Source organism: Reichenbachiella versicolor, from assembly GCF_003171675.1.
GTDB lineage: Bacteria > Bacteroidota > Bacteroidia > Cytophagales > Cyclobacteriaceae > Reichenbachiella > Reichenbachiella versicolor.
This window is the reverse complement of sequence record NZ_QFZQ01000003.1, coordinates 29,688-45,577: the sequence shown is the minus strand read 5'-3', so window position 1 is coordinate 45,577 and position 15,890 is coordinate 29,688. Positions and strand designations below refer to the sequence as shown.

The 15,890-nt window shown below is 36.5% G+C and carries 17 protein-coding genes; 8 read left to right on the top strand and 9 right to left on the bottom strand.

The window, feature by feature from the left end:
- Window positions 1-432: 432 nt before the first annotated feature.
- Window positions 433-1,860, bottom strand: coding sequence for a sodium:solute symporter (locus DKG80_RS08415; RefSeq protein WP_109830895.1), 1,428 nt, complete (start codon window positions 1,858-1,860; stop codon window positions 433-435).
- 157 nt (window positions 1,861-2,017) lie between these two features.
- On the opposite strand from DKG80_RS08415, the gene DKG80_RS08410 reads away from it, so the two are divergent.
- Entirely contained in the window at window positions 2,018-3,124 is a 1,107-nt protein-coding gene (locus DKG80_RS08410) for a fatty acid desaturase family protein (protein WP_109830894.1), read from the top strand.
- Here the strand turns inward: DKG80_RS08410 and DKG80_RS08405 are convergent.
- The 4 genes from DKG80_RS08405 to DKG80_RS08390 all read right to left on the bottom strand — a co-directional run bounded on the left by DKG80_RS08405 (window position 3,121) and on the right by DKG80_RS08390 (window position 5,008).
- The gene (locus DKG80_RS08405; RefSeq protein WP_109830893.1) at window positions 3,121-3,426 is read right to left on the bottom strand and encodes a hypothetical protein; all 306 of its coding nucleotides are present in this window, start codon (window positions 3,424-3,426) and stop codon (window positions 3,121-3,123) included. The genes DKG80_RS08410 and DKG80_RS08405 overlap by 4 nt on opposite strands.
- A gap of 191 nt (window positions 3,427-3,617) precedes the next feature.
- A complete protein-coding gene (locus tag DKG80_RS08400) occupies window positions 3,618-4,142 on the bottom strand; it encodes a hypothetical protein (protein ID WP_109830892.1) in 525 nt (174 codons plus the stop codon).
- A 1-nt stretch (window position 4,143) separates the two neighbouring features.
- Window positions 4,144-4,410: a hypothetical protein gene (locus tag DKG80_RS08395; RefSeq protein WP_109830891.1), complete on the bottom strand. Its 267-nt coding sequence runs from the start codon at window positions 4,408-4,410 to the stop codon at window positions 4,144-4,146.
- A 10-nt stretch (window positions 4,411-4,420) separates the two neighbouring features.
- Entirely contained in the window at window positions 4,421-5,008 is a 588-nt protein-coding gene (locus tag DKG80_RS08390) for an RNA polymerase sigma factor (RefSeq protein WP_109830890.1), read from the bottom strand.
- A gap of 183 nt (window positions 5,009-5,191) precedes the next feature.
- On the opposite strand from DKG80_RS08390, the gene DKG80_RS08385 reads away from it, so the two are divergent.
- Window positions 5,192-5,593 (top strand): hypothetical protein, encoded by a 402-nt coding sequence (locus tag DKG80_RS08385; protein WP_162555766.1) that lies wholly within the window; start codon window positions 5,192-5,194, stop codon window positions 5,591-5,593.
- A gap of 55 nt (window positions 5,594-5,648) precedes the next feature.
- Here the strand turns inward: DKG80_RS08385 and DKG80_RS08380 are convergent, their stop codons facing one another.
- Complete coding sequence (locus DKG80_RS08380) at window positions 5,649-6,845, bottom strand: pyridoxal phosphate-dependent aminotransferase (RefSeq protein ID WP_109830888.1); 1,197 nt, start codon at window positions 6,843-6,845, stop codon at window positions 5,649-5,651.
- A 218-nt stretch (window positions 6,846-7,063) separates the two neighbouring features.
- Between DKG80_RS08380 and DKG80_RS08375 the strand changes: the two genes are divergently transcribed.
- Window positions 7,064-8,980 (top strand): tetratricopeptide repeat protein, encoded by a 1,917-nt coding sequence (locus DKG80_RS08375; RefSeq protein ID WP_109830887.1) that lies wholly within the window; start codon window positions 7,064-7,066, stop codon window positions 8,978-8,980.
- A 2-nt stretch (window positions 8,981-8,982) separates the two neighbouring features.
- Here the strand turns inward: DKG80_RS08375 and recR are convergent, their stop codons facing one another.
- Both recR and DKG80_RS08365 read right to left on the bottom strand, forming a co-directional pair.
- Window positions 8,983-9,600, bottom strand: a complete 618-nt coding sequence (recR, locus tag DKG80_RS08370; protein WP_109830886.1) for a recombination mediator RecR — start codon at window positions 9,598-9,600, stop codon at window positions 8,983-8,985.
- Window positions 9,601-9,613: 13 nt separating this feature from the next.
- The gene (locus DKG80_RS08365; protein WP_109831143.1) at window positions 9,614-9,895 is read right to left on the bottom strand and encodes an ATP-dependent Clp protease adaptor ClpS; all 282 of its coding nucleotides are present in this window, start codon (window positions 9,893-9,895) and stop codon (window positions 9,614-9,616) included.
- A gap of 125 nt (window positions 9,896-10,020) precedes the next feature.
- On the opposite strand from DKG80_RS08365, the gene DKG80_RS08360 reads away from it, so the two are divergent.
- Window positions 10,021-10,497 (top strand): C40 family peptidase, encoded by a 477-nt coding sequence (locus DKG80_RS08360; protein WP_109830885.1) that lies wholly within the window; start codon window positions 10,021-10,023, stop codon window positions 10,495-10,497.
- Here DKG80_RS08360 and miaA read toward each other — a convergent pair.
- Window positions 10,478-11,401 (bottom strand): tRNA (adenosine(37)-N6)-dimethylallyltransferase MiaA, encoded by a 924-nt coding sequence (gene miaA / locus DKG80_RS08355; protein ID WP_109830884.1) that lies wholly within the window; start codon window positions 11,399-11,401, stop codon window positions 10,478-10,480. The genes DKG80_RS08360 and miaA overlap by 20 nt on opposite strands.
- A 193-nt stretch (window positions 11,402-11,594) precedes the next feature.
- On the opposite strand from miaA, the gene DKG80_RS08350 reads away from it, so the two are divergent.
- From DKG80_RS08350 to clpX, 4 genes are all read left to right on the top strand, one after another.
- Complete coding sequence (locus DKG80_RS08350) at window positions 11,595-11,978, top strand: DUF1987 domain-containing protein (RefSeq protein ID WP_109830883.1); 384 nt, start codon at window positions 11,595-11,597, stop codon at window positions 11,976-11,978.
- 497 nt (window positions 11,979-12,475) lie between these two features.
- Window positions 12,476-13,795, top strand: coding sequence for a trigger factor (gene tig / locus DKG80_RS08345; RefSeq protein ID WP_109830882.1), 1,320 nt, complete (start codon window positions 12,476-12,478; stop codon window positions 13,793-13,795).
- An 87-nt stretch (window positions 13,796-13,882) separates the two neighbouring features.
- Window positions 13,883-14,557, top strand: a complete 675-nt coding sequence (locus DKG80_RS08340) for a ClpP family protease (protein ID WP_109830881.1) — start codon at window positions 13,883-13,885, stop codon at window positions 14,555-14,557.
- A 36-nt stretch (window positions 14,558-14,593) separates the two neighbouring features.
- Window positions 14,594-15,823 carry an ATP-dependent Clp protease ATP-binding subunit ClpX gene (clpX, locus tag DKG80_RS08335; protein ID WP_109830880.1) on the top strand — a complete coding sequence of 410 codons (1,230 nt, stop codon included), beginning with the start codon at window positions 14,594-14,596 and terminating at the stop codon, window positions 15,821-15,823.
- Window positions 15,824-15,890: the final 67 nt, after the last annotated feature.

Genomic DNA, 15,890 nt, shown 5'->3' with positions numbered 1-15,890 from the left:
GCAGGTTATTTAAATTTTCAGATTAAAAAATAATTCCGCTTAGATTGGTGTCAAGTCCACATTAGACTTGATGCAAGATTACTGATCAATCCATTCATTCGCAAATAGCAGACATTAGTAAATTGATAACTTTTACCGCTTTAGTAATATTTATTATTTAACATGATGAATATCAGTGACAAGAAATTTTGAGTAAAGATGTCGACGCATATACTTGCTTCTTGTAGCAGTAAATAATGCATTTTTTTGATTTACGAACATGATGCTGTAAGTCTAAATTGCCTCTTTCCCTTTCCAACACTTGTCCCTTATGCTTGCCAAGTGTTGGTAAGCATAAGGGAAAGAACCTGTCAAGCATAAGGGACAGACAATGGTAAGGTAAGCACATGAGTTGGTTCAATTCAACAATTGGTTTTGAACTGACCTAGAATCTTATTTTCGAATAAAAAATAATCCTGCGAAAGTCAAAGCTCCATTGACTAATAGCAGCTCAAATCCAAATTTGTATCCTCCCAACCAAGCTTCCGAATTGGCATTGATCAAATACGTGAATGCTGGTGCTAAAAGACAAACCAATGGTACAAACTGGTCTTTGACTTTTAAGTCGGTAAAGAGACCAAATGCATATAGTCCCAGTAATGGCCCATAAGTATATCCTGCGATTTTGAAGAGTGAATTAATCACACTATCATCATTGATCGCTTCGAACAAAATAATGACCAAGAAGATGATCACTGAAAACATTAAATGAACTTTCTTGCGACCTGAAGGGCTTGACTTCACAGGGTCTTTGTCCAAGATGTCAATAAAGAAAGAAGTCGTCAAAGCGGTCAAGGCCGAATCTGCACTAGAGTAAGCCGCTGCCGTTACCCCTAATAAAAACACTACTCCAGCGAACAGTCCAAGATGATTCATTGCTAGATAAGGGTATAACTTATCAGTGATTTCGTTGAAATTGATCTGATTAGTATGACCATATTGATATAATAATACACCTAGTGCAAGAAATAATAAATTGGCAAAAACTAATACTACGCTGAACCAAAAAACATTTTTCTTAGCATCATCTATCGATCTGCAAGTCAGATTTTTTTGCATCATATCCTGATCCAAACCTGTCATCACAATGGCAATAAATGCTCCTGCAAAAAACTGTTTGAAGAAATTTCTTGGCGCTTTCCAATCCCAGATAAATATATCTGAATAGTCACTGTTCCATACCGTAGACATTAGTTCAGCAGCAGTATAATCCAGTTCTTTGGCTATAATCCAGATCGTAATCCCTACAGCCAAGAGCATAAAAAAAGTCTGTAAGGTGTCCGTCCACACAATAGTCTTGATTCCTCCTTTGAAAGTGTAAAGCCAAATCAAGGATATAGTTACCAAAACAGATACTGCAAAAGGAATATTAAAGGCATCAAAGAAAGCGACTTGCAATACTGTAGCCACCAAGAACAATCTAAATGCAGCTCCGATCACCCTTGAGAGTAAAAAGAAACTTGCCCCAGTCTTGTAAGTTGTATTACCGAATCGAGAATCCAAGTATTGATATATTGACACCAAATTCATTCTATAATACAGCGGTAGTAGTACCTGTGCGATGACTAAGTATCCGAGCAAGTACCCGAGTACCATCTGGAAATATGCCCAATTACTATTTCCTACTTCGCCTGGTACTGAGATGAATGTCACTCCAGACAAAGATGCTCCTATCATACCAAAAGCTACTACATACCAAGGGGACTGACGATTGCCTGTAAAAAATGATTCCTGATTGGAACCTTTGGTGGTATAGTTTGCTATGATCATCAGAAGCAAGAAATAGCCTCCTATGACACTGAATACTAGTAATGGGCTCATATAGAAAAGATATCTAAGTTGCACAACAAACTTAGTGCATTATATATTCTAGATTAAGCTATCCCCTTTTCATGAACATATGTATGAATTGATCATCTCTATTTAGTATTTCCATTATTTCCTAAGATTCTCCAGCAAAAGGATACCTTTGCCGCACATGTCTACATCTACAAACGAGCTTAGACTCTCATTCAATAATGATGACCCTAATTCAAAACAATTCGCAAGTACATTAAATAAAAGGGTCAACGAATATTTTACCTCCACAGGGAAATCTAAATATGGCAACTTTGGGATGTACTTCAAGACGGTATTGATGCTCGCTTGGTTCTTTATTCCCTATATCCTAGTCATACTATTCCAACCTTCTGGCTGGTCAGCGATTGGCCTTATGGTCTTAATGGGGCTAGGAATGGCAGGTATTGGTCTTAGTGTCATGCATGATGCTATTCATGGATCTTATTCTTCTAACTCTACTATCAATAAAATATTTGGATACACGCTGAATCTGGTAGGCGGAAATGCCCTCAATTGGCGAATTCAGCATAATGTAAAACACCACACGCATACCAATGTAGAAGGTCACGATGAAGATATTGACCCCAAAGCTATCCTTAGATTCTCTCCTAACTCACCTTTAAAACCTATTCATCGATTTCAGTTTATCTATGCATGGTTCTTCTACGCATTAGGGACATTTTTCTGGGTGACGTTCAAGGACTTTGGTAAAATAATACGCTACACTAAGGAAGGGCTACTGAAAAAGCACACTCAAAGTGTCACTTCGGAATACTTAATTCTTTTAGTAAGTAAAGTTCTATACTACACCTATATCATTGGGGTTCCAGTCTATTTCACCAGCTATACGGGTGGAGAAATATTTCTCGGATTCCTAATTATGCACCTAGCTGCTGGCATGGGGCTAGCAGTTATCTTTCAGCCAGCTCACTTGATGTCAGACGTGGTCTTTCCTGCCCCTAATAATGAAGGTCAACTACAATACTCATGGCTAGTTCATCAGCTGTATACCACAGTCAATTTCGCTAACCGAAATAGTGTTCTAACTTGGTACTGTGGCGGTTTGAACTTCCAGATAGAGCATCATCTGTTTCCTCATATCTGTCACGTTCATTATCCAGCATTGTCTAAAATAGTGAAAAAGACAGCTAAGGAATTTCATTTACCTTACCTGTCTATTGATACTTTCTTTGGGTCTTTATCTGCGCATACTCATATGCTGAAGAAGCTTGGAAAAGCCTCTTAATCTGACACTCCTACGGCACGTACTAAATAACCTCTTCGCTGTGCAACCACGATAGCTGTGATGAGTAGCATGACTGCAGTAGTAAAGGCGATGTACCAGACTTGATGAGACAGTAACTGATAGCCTTCCGCAAAAACAGGATCTTGATTTATAGTTTCTATTTGACTGGAGTGCTCTATACTTTGGGCTTTTGAAGTTTCGTATGCTGTATTATTAACTTTTGTAGATAACACTAACGCCCCTACCACCATGATCACTATGGTATATAATGCTATTTGAATTTTAAAATCTGATACTTTCATTTAAGAATAATGTGTTTTATACGCTTCTAGACGCAATACCCTTAAACACCCCTCTCTAGATTTATAAATTATCTTGAATAAAAAAACTCGGTCATCTAACCGAGCCTTTCATAGTATCCTATTGTTTTAATCGCTAGGCGATAACCCTTTCGATCTAATTCCCCCGACCCAAGTGTCGGGGAGCTTCATTTTTAATGAGGTGGATGCATAGGCATCCTTTGACCTGGGCCTCCAGGAGGGTGCATTGGTGGGTGTCTTGGCTTATTGCCTGACAATACAGGCTTAAGAATATCTTCCAATGCCAATTCATAATACCTCAACTGTTCTTCATTGCACATATTACGAATATCAACGAAGTGATCATAGGCATTTCTAAGTTTCTCAGCTTCTAGTCGATTGTACTCATTGAATATTTCAGGGTTAGGGTCATCCGCGCTATCACCTTGAAGTTGCATAAAATACTTCTTCAAAACCTCTGATTGCTCACGACCTATTTTTCTCATTTCTAAATGATGAACGTGAGACAACTTCTGGTACTCTTTGACCTGATCATCATTGAATCTCAAAGTTGCACTGATTACATCTGGCACTTTTCCTCTCACCGGAGAGTCAACCATGACTTGGGTTGGCTTATTCTTCACCAGTAGAAAAATCAAAAAACAATTGATCAACAACAGCAAAATAGTCATCACCTTCCAGTACGCATCAATTCTCATTTTAGTAGATATTAAAATTTGATGAATAGGGTAATTGTAACTCTTGCTTAGGTTGGTTCTTGGTGGTCAAGTAGTCTTTGGCAACAAAAAGATTACATCCTAGGATAATAATTACACTAGCAGCAACTAGCTGCCATTTTATTTTCTTCACCGCCTCTGAATGTACTATCGAATCTTGAATTTTAGCGAATAAATCCGCAGGAGGTTCAGCTCTCTGAATCCCATCCAGACTTCCCATTATGTCTTTTTTCCACTCCTCCATATTCATATGACGTAGGTTAATTATTATCCCCTCGATTAGGGTAATATTTTTCTAATTTTTTTCTTAGGTTTTGCTTGGCTCTTGCCAATACTGATTCCACTGCTTTTCGAGTAGTATTAAGGATCTCAGCTACTTCAACTTGAGGTAATCCTTCTACTTGAGTGAGAATAAACACAGACTTCTGTTTATCAGGAAGTTCGTTTATTACTTTAAACAACTGCTGAGCATTTTCTTTATGCTCTAATTTGACTCCTGGATGATCAAAAGTACTCTGGTCATACGCTAAATCTCCAGAGTCCTTTTTGTACAAAGACACAAAGAAACCCTTTCGTTTTTCACTGTTTTTTCTTCGGATCATATCCAAAGATTTGTTGACAGTCACACGATATATCCATGTACTTACTTTAGCCTCTCCCCTGTATTTAGAGGCTTTTTGGTAAATAGTCGTAAAAACATCCTGAGTCACTTCTTCCGCATCTTCTGCGTTTTGCAAATAGCTAATAGCTGTATTGTAGACCTTTTTTGAATATCTCTCATATAAAATAGCCAAGGCACTATTTTCTTGCCTAGCTATAGCTTCTATGAGAGATTCATCTTTAGTCATGAATTCCAAATATAATCAAGACAGATCGTTGTAAAAGCAATTCATAGATTTCAGAGAATGCTTATTTTAGCGACTGATTTAGGACATCGTAAATCCCCTAAAATCTACACCAATGTCATCCATCAATTATCCGTTATTTTAAATTGTAAACTTCTTTCTCTATCTCGATAAGAATCTACTTCAATGCGGCTAACAACTCTCAACAAGTATGGTATTTTGACGATTTCGGTTTTGACTGCCGCTATCTTAAAAATATACATTCTCAAGACACTCTTTAAATACTTACCTCCGGACAACTATATAGCTGTATTAATAGAAATACTGGTGACCATTTTTATTTTCGTACCAGCTTTCACAGTCGTAGGTAAATTCATAAAGAAATTCTCCAAGGCTTATTTAAATATTAGTAAAAAAATCAGTCGCAATCGTAAAAAAGGGTTCTTGATAGGATTCTCTGTTTTATTCGTGATAATATTCTTTACCTACGCCTACGTCAAATATGAGATGAATGCTCTGGACGACATACGACAGGTCTACGAACAAAATGAAGAAACGGTCACCAAACTCGGTATATTCAATCAATAAAAAACGGCTACCCAAATTAATGAGTAGCCGTTAATTATATTTTAATGGGATCTATTTAGCTAAGTTTAGCTGCCCATTCTTTGATGCTTGCTATGGCAGTTCTTAAATCATCTTCGGATGCAGCATAAGAAAGTCTCAAACAGTTTGGATCTCCAAAAGCCGCTCCAGTAACTAAAGATACATGAGCATTTTCTAACATAAATAAACAGAAATCACTGGCATTGCTAATTGTAGTTCCCTCATAAGATTTACCAAAAAATGAACTTACGTCTGGGAAGAAATAAAATGCACCTTGTGGCATATTTACTTTGAAACCAGGAATGTCAGAAAGTAGTCCATAAACCAATTCCCTTCTTCTACCGTATTCCTCCGTCATTTTTTGAGTCGGCTCCAAAGAAGTAGTCAATGCAGTATAAGTTGCTCTTTGAGCGATCGAACAGTTCGCAGAAGTCAGTTGACCTTGGATCTTACTACAAGCTTTAGCTACCTTAGTCGGTGCACCGATGTATCCAACTCTCCATCCAGTCATTGCAAAACCTTTGGCTACACCATTCACAGTGACTGTTCTATCAATCATTCCATCAATAGCTCCAAAACTAGTATGACCTCCAGAGAAGTTGATATGCTCATATATTTCATCAGAAATGACAAGAATATCAGTTGGCCTCAATACATCAGCAATAGCCTCTAATTCTTCTTTTGTAAAGACTGACCCAGTAGGGTTACAAGGTGAAGAAAAAATCAACGCCTTAGTCTTAGGAGTGATAGCTGCTTTGATCTGCTCAGCAGTAGCTTTGAAGTCATTTTCGATTCCACCGCTTACTATAACTGGTGTCCCTTCTGCTAATTCAACTAACGCCGTGTAAGTAACCCAATATGGAGCCAATACGATTACTTCATCACCTGGATTAATAGTAGACAAGAATATGTTAGCCAAAGACTGCTTAGCACCGTTAGATACTACAATTTGATCAGCAGAGTATGTTAAACCATTTTCCTTTTGAAATTTTTCAGAGATAGCTTCTCTCAAATCTGCATATCCATTTACTGGAGGGTATGCAAAGTATTTTTCAGAATTGATCGCTTCGATAGCACCTTCTTGAATGTGCTTAGGAGTCTTAAAATCTGGCTCCCCTAAACTCAAACTTATTACGTCTATTCCTTTAGCCTTGAATTCTCGCGCTTTTGCGGCCATGGCTAAAGTGGCAGATTCTGCCATATTTAAGATTCTATCTGATAATTGTTGTTCCATGATCTTGTTATATCACTCTATTTCTAAATTTCGATGCAAAAGTACACAGCCCATTAACAAGTGAGAAGAGAATAAGTTTTAAAAATTTAACACTTTGATACTAATTCGTTCAAATAACTTTTATGCATAACTGATATTACATTCTTTTCAATCATTAAATAATTGTTAACCTGAAGATTATTACTAGATTTATTCACGCGTCTACCCCAACTTGCGAAGTGCGAATTCAAAAAAGTCTTTTCATATTCCTGCTAACAGCATTCTGGCTCGTAAAACCAGTCTATTCAAACCCTGCGTATACCAGCGATTTTGGCTCTCAAGAATCAAAACTTGATTATTATACTAAGCGAGCAGAAGAACTAAAATCTACCTCACCTGATTCGGCTCTAGTGTACGCCAAACTTTCGATTAGAATAGCAGAAAACGTTGAGGACGTTAAAGCCCAAGCAAAAATGAATTTGTTGATTGGACGCCTACTTGACAAACATGGGAGTTTTGAACAAGCCATTGAGTATTTGATTTCAGCTTTAAACAGATACAAGGAAATGGACAATAAAAAAATGACTGCTATTGTTCAAAACCAACTTGGTAGAACTTACTCAGAAGCTTTTTTATACAACTCTTCTCTACCTCACTTAAAACAAGCCCTTTCTTATTATCAAAAAGAGAACGATCAACTCAATATTGGGTATACACTCATCAACTTTGGGTTTGTATTTGAAAAATCAGATAATGCAAACAAAGCTCTGAGCTATTACAAACAGGCTAAAGAAACTGTAAAATCTCTAAAAGACTCTTCCATAATAATCACTCTGGAAGAGGCATTTGGTAGTGTATATGAAGATTTAGGACAGTATGAATATGCTCTTGAAAAGTACAAATGGGTTCTTCCTCACTACAAAGACAACATTTTTGACCGAATTGATGTTTTGAATAACATTGGTGACTGTCACTTAAAATCAGGCGACTCTGAGAAGGCTCTACCTTACTATAAAAAAGCTTATAAACTAGCGAAAGACAAGGGCATTAGTTGGAAAATAGAGCAGAATGCTAAAGATCTTGCAAAAACCTATGAGGCTATGAAAATGGACTCTATAGCTCTTCAATACTTCAAAGAACACCTTACAATGTATAAGGAGTTTTATAATAAGCAAAGCACCTCTCATATACACCAACTTCAAATCCTTTATGACATAGATCAAAAAAATAAAGAAATAGAACTACAAAAATCACAGACGAGAGCAGCTCTTCGTACCAGAGTATTCGCTCTGATTTCAGCTGTATTTTTGCTCATAGTTGTTCTTATCCTATGGCGAAACATTAGAATCAAAACTGAACTTAATAGAAAACTTAAGAAACAGAATCATGAAATAGAGACCCAAAGATCGAAATTACAACTTGCCAATGAAGAGTTAACTAGTACTCTTAACCAACTTCAAGAAACTCAAAATAAATTGGTACACGCAGAAAAAATGGCAACCGTAGGAACACTATCGGCGGGCATTGCTCATGAAATCAATAATCCGTTGAATTACATTCAGTCAGGGGTAGATATTTTGGACTTTCAACTTAATAATCAAGCAAAAGATGCTGACCTACCCAAGGTGCTTGAAGCCATCAAACAAGGTGCTCTTAGGGCTACTAAAATTGTTAAAAGCCTCAACCATTTCAGCAGGCAAAATGAATCTTTGAATGAAACCTGTAACATTCATCAGATTATAGATAATTGCTTAACAATGCTTCAATACACCATAAAGAACAGAATTGAAGTAAACAAAAACTACAGTGAAGATGCTATTGTATGCCTCGGAAATGATGGCAACCTTCATCAAGTATTCCTTAATATTCTAGCTAATGCCACACAAGCAATCGAAAAAGAGGGTTTCATAACAGTAGAAACCTCTATTATTGACTCTATGATTACGGTTAGGATTTCGGATTCAGGAACTGGAATTGCTCCTTCTATTATTAGCAAAATAAAAGATCCATTCTTTACTACCAAGGACCCCGGAGTAGGTACAGGCTTAGGACTTTCTATAACGAATAAAATAGTAGAGGATCATAAGGGGGATTTTCTTGTAGAATCAGAACTTGGAATTGGAACATCAATGATCATTAAGCTCCCAGTCCGGTAAGATTATTCCAAACCACTCTGATAAGAAGTACGAGTAACAATACTTCTTCCAAGTGTCAATTCATCTGCGTATTCTAATTCACCTCCCATCGGTATTCCTCTTGCTATAGTTGAAACTTTGACGTCTAAATCTTCTAGTTTGCGCGAAATGTAAAAGGCAGTTGTATCTCCTTCCATCGTGGCACTTAGAGCGAGTATTACCTCCTTTATCTCTCCATTGGATTCTCTTACTCTCTTCACAAGTGAATCAATATACAGATCTTCAGGACCAATACCTCCAATCGGAGAAATAACACCACCTAACACATGAAAGAGTCCTTGATACTGACCCGTAGCCCTGATTGCCAACATATCTGGAGTATCGACTACCACACAGACAACCGATAAATCTCTGTTAATAGTTTTACAAGTACATTCTGTAGTATGAGAAATCACATGACAAATATCACAGTATCTGGTATCACGCCTCAACTTGGTCAATGCCTCAGTAAGACCTTTAGTTTCTGCTTCTTTTTCCTTGAGTAAATGAAGTGCGAGCCTTAAAGCGGTTTTTTTTCCTATTCCTGGCAGCTTAGATATTTCTCTAACTGCTTCTTCTATAAGAATACTAGGATACTCCATTCAGTAGTTCATATTATACAATAGCGGCATTGATACCTCTATCAAGAATAGCCTCCTTCATGGGTTTTAGATCAGCTTCAGTACCTTTTTTTACTTCACATTTACCTTTGAAATGAATAATGTAAGTACATTGTTCCGCTTGAACACGTTCATGACGACATACTTTAATCAAAGTCTCAATCACATGATCAAACGAATTCACATCATCATTGTAAACGACCAACCCACGACCCTCGTCTTGGGTTTCATCAACTAATACTTCTACTAATTCCTCTTCTTCTAATTGCCAGTTCATATTCTCAGAAGTTTGAAAGATTCGGCAAAATAAATGCAATCCAATGAAAGAAATCATATTATCTTCAACTTTCAAACGTTTGGTCAATAGTTAACACTGATATTTACAGCAAGTAAAATACATTCATGAAGAAAGTTATCTTGATATTACTAGCCTTATCGTGCATCGGTCTTTCAAATACTTATGCTCAAAAAAAGAAGAAAAAGAGACGTGCTGCAGAAACTACAAAAGTTGTAACTACTGCTAAAGCATATATAGGAACACCTTATAGGTATGGTGGAACTACAAGAAAAGGCATTGATTGTTCTGCCTTAATACAAAATAGTTTTTCAAAAGCTGGGTATAAAGTACCGCGTACATCCAAAGAGCAATCTAAGTATGGAAAAAATGTTGGGTGGAAAAAAGTTAAAGAAGGCGATTTAGTTTTTTTCAAATTCAAGAAAAAAGGAAAAAAATGGAATCATAGTGGGTTAATCACAAAAGTCGACGGTAAAAATATTCGATTCATCCATGCCTCCTCTTCTAAGGGAGTTGTAGAATCAAACTTAATGGTAGACTATTACAAAGACAATGTAATCGGGTTTAGACGTGTGATCCAGTAATTTTTGACTTTATAAAACAAATTACCTCATCATATTGTGTAGGTTCAAACCAATTAAATTCTTGATCCCTTCGAAGCCAAGTCATTTGACGCTTCGCATATCTTCTAGAATTTCTTTTCAACAACCTAACTGCTTCTTCATAATCGTATTCACCAACAAAATATGGAAATATTTCTCTATACCCCACAGTTTGAAGAGCATTCAAATGTTTATAAGGTTCCAGTTTCTTAGCCTCATCGAATAAGCCTTGCTCAATCATGATATCCATCCGTTGATTAATTCTATCATAAAGCTTCTCCATATCCATTCTTAGAGCAATCTTAATTATATTGTAATCACGCTGAATGTTATCTCCTCCTGTCAAATATTTTGAAAAAGGCTTTCCTGTAGTCCTTATCACTTCTAGTGCTCGTATTATTCGTTGAGGATTATGAAGATCTACCTGTTGAAAATATTCAGAATCCTTTAACTCTAATTCTTGAACTAAAGTCTTAAGTCCTTTCTTATTTAAGTCTTTTTTTAATTGCTCACGAACTCCTTCATCAGATTCTGGTATATCATCAAAACCTTCACATACCCCTTGAATATACAGACCAGACCCTCCCGTCATCACAACAACATTATTTCCTTTAAATAACTCAGGAAGCAACTGATTAACATCGTTTCCGAAAGCTCCAGCGGCGTAATCATCATGGATTGAGTGAGTATTAATAAAATGATGCTTTACTTCTGCAAGTTCCTCCTTGTCAGGTTTAGCAGTTCCTATTTCCGTCTCACGATAAAATTGTCTTCCATCACACGATATAATCTCCGTCCTAAAATGCTTCGCCACATCTATTGCCAACCGAGTCTTACCTACTGCTGTAGGCCCTGCTATCACCACGAGCCACTTGTCTATTTTCATATGGCAAAGATATATTTAAGGCTTAATCGCACCTCAAATACTACTAATTCGAATAGAAATCATGATGAATTGAGTCTGTTTTTACATTATCTGTCTATATTTAGAATTCGCTATTAAAAACATTACATACATAATTAAAAAGTTCACTTGTAATATTTATACAAAAAGAAAGTTGGACTTTATTTGCTTCTAAATGGAAAAATTAATTGTAAGACCGACTAGGATCACCCCTTTAATCTACTTTGACACAGTTCGTGGACTGCTGGAACTGAGAGGAAAATCAAGTCCAGAAAATGCAATCCAGTTCTATAATTCCCTTTTTAACGAATTGGAACGGTTTGGTGCACAGAGTAAACAGAACTTAGTAGCGAACTTCAAACTGGAATACTTCAACACAAGTAGTTCAAAGTGCATTTTTGACATTCTCAAAAAGGTAAATCAAGTAAGGCTGAATGGTCGTCGAATCGCCATCAACTGGTATTACGAGGAGGATGATGAAGATATGTTAGAAGCTGGCGAAGATTATGCTGACCTTCTAGGTGCCGATTTCAACTTCATTGAAACAGAATTTAGTTAAGTATAAAATATCTCTACCCTCGTTTTATTCGCTTCCTTGTTCTAAAAAGTACTTTAGCCCTAAGTTCACTGATTTTTATCTCTACTCTTCTACAGTTTCTACTAAGCGCAGGAGAAACTTACAAGTATATAAATAATACTATTGAAACTTTTAGATATAAGGATGGCGTGAGTACATATAATAGAATTAGTATCAGAATGCGAGCATGAAGTAACTATGTCTTTCCTAGAGTTATATTTAGTTCATGTAAACAAAACAATTATTGATTACAATAATTGAGCAGACTGGATAAAGGACCCAAAGTATTTCTATTAAGTATTAAGTAATAGATTTATATCTCAAGTCTAGTCTCATTAGTTTCTTCCCTCTTCCGACAAATCAATTCAAAATAAAACTTTATCTTTGCGGTCCGTTTTAGAGCCCTTACCTTGTAAGTCGGCTAAAAAAGTCATTTCGAGGGACTTGACGATTTTAAAAAACATTAAAATTATAGTTAGGTGAATATTCAATTAGATCAAATCTCAGACGTAGAAGCGTTGATCAAAATCAACTTGGAAGAGGCTGATTACCAACCTAAAGTTGAGGCTAAACTTAAAGAGTACAGCAAAAAAGCACAAATTAAAGGTTTCAGACCTGGTAAGGTGCCTAAAACTCTTATCCAAAAAATGTACGGAGAGTCTATATTGGTCGATGAAGTAAACCAGATGGTTTCCCACCAAGTAATGGACTATATTAAAGAAAAAGAAATTCAAATCTTAGGTGAACCTTTACCGAATGTAGAAAAGGTTAAAGACTTAGATTGGAAAAACACCAAAGAGTTTGAATTTGAGTATAATATTGGTATCGCTCAAGACTTCGACCTTAAAGTTGATAAAAAAGTAAAGGTTGACACCTTCACGATCAAGGTTGACCAAGAATTAATTGATGACACTGTTTCCAACATAAAAAAGCAGTTTGGAGAGTCTACTAACCCTGAAGAGTCAGAAGAAGGCGATTCTTTATATGGAACGGTTCTTTCAAAAGAAGAAGGAGAAGAAGGATACGGAGGAGAAATAGATATAGCTGACGTTGCTACTAGATCTAGAAAGAAATTTATTGGAGTAAAGTCTGGTGACGTCTTAGAGTTCGACCCAACTACGGCTATCAAGGATATTGAGAAAAGAGCTCAGTTGGTCGGAGAAGACAATAAAGAAACAAAAGGAAAGATCAAGTACGAGGTAAAGAACATCAACAGGGTAGCACCTGCTGAACTCAACCAAGATTTGTTCGACAAAACTTTTGGCAAAGATTTGGTAAAATCAGAAGAAGAGTTTCTTGAAAAAATTAAGTCTACTCTAGCTGAAAATTACGAAAAAGAAACTGATGGATACACAGATCTTAAAATCAAAGACAAATTTGTTGAGACTGTAAAAATTGATCTTCCAGACGACTTTTTGAAAAGGTGGTTAGAAAAATCAAATGATAAATTGACTAACGAGGAAATTGAAAAAGATTACCCTCTTTACACCAATGACCTAAAATGGTCAATGATCAAGAACAAAATTGCTAAGGATAACGAAATCAAAGCTGAACATGAGGAAGTTACCGAGGAAGCAAAAAACATGATTCGAGCGCAGTTTGGGTCAATGGGAATGTCTGAGCAAATGGAAGGTCAAATTGATCAGTTCGCACAGAATTACCTACAAGGTGAAGAAGGTCAAAACTACATGAAACTTCACGAAAAAGTATTCAACGACAAGGTAACTGCTTTCATCAAAGAAAACATAACTATTAAATCAAAAGAGGTAACTCTAGAAGAATACAAAAAGAAGGCATAACCTTCTTTGACATAAAACGTCTTAAAAGAAAGTCCTTTGAAAAGAGGGCTTTTTTTGTTTTTTTGTAGTCACAATTTTTAGACAAAAATAATGGATAAGAAAGAATTCAGAGATTTTGCCGTAAAGGGAAAAAACATAAACGGAAACGTATTTGATCAATATACCAGCCATATCGAAAATATGACTCGATCTGTAATCGAAGAAAGGCCTACAAGATTTGCTGAAATCGACGTCTTCTCAAGGTTAATAATGGATAGAATTATATTCTTGGGAACTGGCGTAGATGACAACATAGCTAATATTATCACTGCACAGTTACTATTCTTAGAATCTGTAGACGCAAATAAGGACATCCTTCTTTATGTAAACAGTCCAGGAGGGTCGGTATATGCTGGTCTGGGTATTTTAGATACTATGAACTATGTAAGACCGGACATAAATACTATCTGTACTGGTCTAGCAGCATCAATGGGAGCTGTATTACTGGCAGGAGGTCAAAAGGGTAAAAGAGCAGCTCTTCCACATGCTAGAGTTATGATTCATCAACCTATGTCAGGAATGCAAGGACAGGCTTCTGATATGGAAATTTCATTGAAACAAACTCTATCGGTAAAAGAAGACCTCTATAATATCTTAGCTGAAGCAAGCGGCAAGTCATATGAGCAGATCGAAAAAGACTCAGACAGAGATTATTGGATGAAAGCTGCTGAAGCTAAAGAGTACGGTTTGATTGATGAGGTTCTTGAGAGAAAAGCCGACTAATAAATAACTATATTTGCAGAAAGAAAATTTGGAGAGATGGCACAGGTAACTTGCTCGTTTTGCGGGAGAAATAAAAAAGACGTTGATTTGATGATTTCTGGGATTCATGCCCACATCTGCGACAAATGTATCGCGCAAGCCAATCAAATCCTCGCAGAGGAAATGAAAGCTAAAGAAGACCCTACTTCTCCAAGTTTCAATCTGATCAAACCAAAGGAAATGAAACAACATCTTGACCAATATGTAATTGGTCAAGATGACGCCAAAAAAGTCATGTCTGTAGCGGTATACAACCACTACAAAAGACTTATGCAAAAGAAAACTGATGATGATGTAACCATAGAAAAATCTAATATCATCATGGTTGGTGAAACTGGTACTGGTAAGACTTATTTAGCTAGATCTTTAGCCAAAATCTTGCAAGTACCTTTCTGTATTGCGGACGCTACTGTACTTACTGAAGCTGGATATGTAGGTGAAGATGTAGAAAGTATTCTTACTAGACTGCTTCAGTCTGCGGATTATGATGTAGAATCTGCTGAAAGAGGGATAGTTTACATAGACGAAATAGACAAAATTGCACGAAAGTCTGACAACCCTTCTATAACAAGAGATGTGAGTGGAGAAGGTGTACAGCAAGCAATGCTGAAACTTCTTGAAGGCACATCAGTAAATGTTCCTCCTCAGGGTGGAAGAAAGCATCCTGATCAGAAAATGATCAACATCAACACTGAAAACATCCTTTTTATTTGCGGTGGAGCATTTGATGGAATTACAAGGAATATTGGCTCTAGATTGAACACTCGTCCATTAGGGTTCAATTCTAAAACCAGTGACTCAAATGTAGACCTGAAAAAAGAAAACCTTTTAGAGTATGTAACTGCTCAAGATTTGAAGAGCTTTGGTTTGATTCCTGAACTAATTGGTCGACTACCTGTGTTAACACATCTTGACCCATTGGATAGAACAGCCCTTAAGAAAATCTTAACAGAGCCTAAGAATGCTTTGGTGAAACAATATACCAAACTATTCCAAATGGAAGGAATTGAAATTGAATTCAAGAAAAACGCACTTGACTATATCGTAGATAAAGCAGTAGAATTCAAACTCGGTGCTAGAGGACTTAGGTCTATTTGTGAAGCAATTATTAATGATGCTATGTTCGATATGCCATCTGATGAAAGTGCTAAGAAACTAGTAATTACGAAAGCTTATGCGGAAGGGAAATTTGAAAAATCTAAGTTCAAAAAACTCAAAGTCGCATGATTTAAAAATAAGCTAAAGAATAAGTCTTATAAAAAGGTCTTGCAGTTTGAAACTGTAAGACCTTTTT

Excerpts from the sequence above, each read along its gene's own strand:
- DKG80_RS08415 (WP_109830895.1), bottom strand. The coding sequence starts at position 1,860 with ATGAGCCCATTACTAGTATTCAGTGTCATAGGAGGCTATTTCTTGCTT.
- DKG80_RS08410 (WP_109830894.1), top strand. The coding sequence starts at position 2,018 with ATGTCTACATCTACAAACGAGCTTAGACTCTCATTCAATAATGATGAC.
- DKG80_RS08405 (WP_109830893.1), bottom strand. The coding sequence starts at position 3,426 with ATGAAAGTATCAGATTTTAAAATTCAAATAGCATTATATACCATAGTG.
- DKG80_RS08400 (WP_109830892.1), bottom strand. The coding sequence starts at position 4,142 with ATGAGAATTGATGCGTACTGGAAGGTGATGACTATTTTGCTGTTGTTG.
- DKG80_RS08395 (WP_109830891.1), bottom strand. The coding sequence starts at position 4,410 with ATGAATATGGAGGAGTGGAAAAAAGACATAATGGGAAGTCTGGATGGG.
- DKG80_RS08390 (WP_109830890.1), bottom strand. The coding sequence starts at position 5,008 with ATGACTAAAGATGAATCTCTCATAGAAGCTATAGCTAGGCAAGAAAAT.
- DKG80_RS08385 (WP_162555766.1), top strand. The coding sequence starts at position 5,192 with ATGCGGCTAACAACTCTCAACAAGTATGGTATTTTGACGATTTCGGTT.
- DKG80_RS08380 (WP_109830888.1), bottom strand. The coding sequence starts at position 6,845 with ATGGAACAACAATTATCAGATAGAATCTTAAATATGGCAGAATCTGCC.
- recR (WP_109830886.1), bottom strand. The coding sequence starts at position 9,600 with ATGGAGTATCCTAGTATTCTTATAGAAGAAGCAGTTAGAGAAATATCT.
- DKG80_RS08365 (WP_109831143.1), bottom strand. The coding sequence starts at position 9,895 with ATGAACTGGCAATTAGAAGAAGAGGAATTAGTAGAAGTATTAGTTGAT.
- DKG80_RS08360 (WP_109830885.1), top strand. The coding sequence starts at position 10,021 with ATGAAGAAAGTTATCTTGATATTACTAGCCTTATCGTGCATCGGTCTT.
- miaA (WP_109830884.1), bottom strand. The coding sequence starts at position 11,401 with ATGAAAATAGACAAGTGGCTCGTGGTGATAGCAGGGCCTACAGCAGTA.
- DKG80_RS08350 (WP_109830883.1), top strand. The coding sequence starts at position 11,595 with ATGGAAAAATTAATTGTAAGACCGACTAGGATCACCCCTTTAATCTAC.
- clpX (WP_109830880.1), top strand. The coding sequence starts at position 14,594 with ATGGCACAGGTAACTTGCTCGTTTTGCGGGAGAAATAAAAAAGACGTT.